The sequence below is a fragment of the Alcanivorax sp. HI0083 genome (assembly GCF_001635175.1).
Genome location: NZ_LWFX01001188.1, coordinates 1 through 1,979, shown reverse-complemented (window position 1 = coordinate 1,979; position 1,979 = coordinate 1). Strand labels below are relative to the sequence as shown.

Sequence of the window (1,979 nt, the reverse complement as noted above, 5' to 3'; positions counted from 1 at the left end):
ACACCTCATATGAAAGCGCATACGAAAAGCCCATGGAGAAATTCAGGCTATCGCCCGGCTGCACTTCGCGCAGAATCTGGTTTCCTCGCAGCTGATTCAACCCGGTGGCGTCAAACGCGTAGGTGTACCCTACAGAGCCGAAAAGCACGACTGGATCAATAACTTTACTCGCGCTGACGCCAGCACCCAAAGAGTAATACCCCGAGCCACTCGACACCTCTTCACGCGTATTAATGTCGTAGGGGCTATCCCCTGTTGGCGTACTCAACGTGGTATACAAAGTGGTATTCATTGCGCCTGGTTTTACCGGAAAGGGCTGATAACGCAAGCTGAATGAAACATCGCCCAGCGCCGCTTGAGAGACATCTTTCTGGGTATCGTATTTATAGGAGACAGGCAGGCGCGTGTTAAACGTCAGGTTATTCCAGATACCGTAATCAAGGGAAAGAGACGACGAAAAAGCGTGCTGTGCATCCTGCTCGACCCGGAACCGGCTAATGCTGCCTGAATTTTCATCAATCGCGATATCAATACGATCATCACGATAATAATTGTAATTGGCAGAGAAATTGAGCGACATCTGGCCACTTGGCAAAAGCGAGTATTGTTTTTCCGCTGCCTGGAACACCTCTTCCAGGTTTTTTTCCTGCGTGACATCATCTTCTTGGGTCTGCAAGGCATCACGTGCTTCTTCCACGCTATCTGCCGCCCAGGCAACATGCTGCAACAACATGAAAGCAGCAGTTGCTGCAACCTTCCCAGACATCATTTTCATGCAAGCCTTCCTTTGTTCTGGTTGTTATTAGCCACTGCAGGCTTTATTTGTGGAAGTAGGTTCGCGTCGGCACGTTAATTACGCGTTTGCTACCGTCGTCTTCTGTGATCTGCACTCTCTCGAGAGTACTGGCCTTGTCTGCCCAGTTTTCTATTGGCGCAGTAAACACTGGAAACACTTCGAATGCCCAACGGTTAATGGTTCGTTCATCCATCAGGCGCAGATCATAATCCGTTAACTGGAGCCCATCCTGAGGCTCAAAACCGTTCGGGAACACGATAAAGAGTACGTTTTGATCCCAGACTTCCTGAAACTTTGTCTCACTGAAACTGATATTCCCCAAAGCAGGATCGGCAACATAGACATGGCCATTCTGATACTTCTTAAGCACAACGAAATGCTTAAACCCACCATAAGCGATCGGAACAATAGCGGGGTGATCCAGCGTCTTAATATCTGACATTTCGGCTCTAAACCCCCCACTAGGGTGGCCCAGTGCTGTCGCCAGACGCTTCATATCAAGAAGGGAAAATCCTCGGCGCTCGACAATCTTATCCGTTTCACCAAATCGCAACAGCCCTTCCATGATCTGGCGCTCCTGGAACTGGCGTCCAAGATACTGATTAAGCACCGTCGTAAGGGCTGCAGAGCCACAGGAATAGTCATACGCCTGGCGCGTAACATTGTGATAACGGAACTCAGATACCGGTTTAACCACGATATCCCGTTCACGTAATGGCACTGGTGTCGTCGGGTGTTCGTAGTAGACCTCCCCTTTCTTGGGGGGTTCGATCACAACAGACTCATTGGCTGCAAAAAATATCAGCGCCACACCCAGCATGGAAGTCAGCATCTATGGCATCCAGCATTATTGTTATTGTTTGTGTCCAATATGGTCAGACATGTTAACCACGTCACCCAGCACAGGCAACCATGTTAATTCGCCGAAGAAGCAAAGACGCGAGCTTAGCGGTCATTCCAAGTGCTCGCCACCATCGCAACTTATAAAATCAATGGGTTACAACCCGCTCAGGGACATAAAGACTGCGACCACACACCCTTCCCCATTGGCAACTCACATTAGGCTACACGGAAAGGTCATACCCATAACGCTCAGCAGTCGCTTTGAATTGTGGCAATACAGGCTCCAGCCATGGAGCGTAATGCCTCCAGCGGCCAACTGAATCGGTGTAAATTTTCTGGG

The 1,979-nt window shown here is 49.5% G+C and carries 2 protein-coding genes; both read right to left on the bottom strand.

Annotated elements, in window-relative coordinates; all coding sequences use genetic code 11:
• A partial coding sequence (locus A3754_RS17165; RefSeq protein ID WP_063520674.1) for a hypothetical protein occupies positions 1 to 775 on the bottom strand: 775 nt, incomplete at its 3' end.
• 43 nt (positions 776 to 818) lie between these two features.
• Positions 819 to 1,628, bottom strand: a complete 810-nt coding sequence (locus A3754_RS17160) for a C39 family peptidase (protein ID WP_063518592.1) — start codon at positions 1,626 to 1,628, stop codon at positions 819 to 821.
• Between the last annotated feature and the right edge of the window lie 351 nt (positions 1,629 to 1,979).

What these genes read in the sequence shown, in the direction of transcription:
- A3754_RS17160 (WP_063518592.1), bottom strand. Translation starts at nt 1,628, where the DNA reads ATGCTGACTTCCATGCTGGGTGTGGCGCTGATATTTTTTGCAGCCAAT.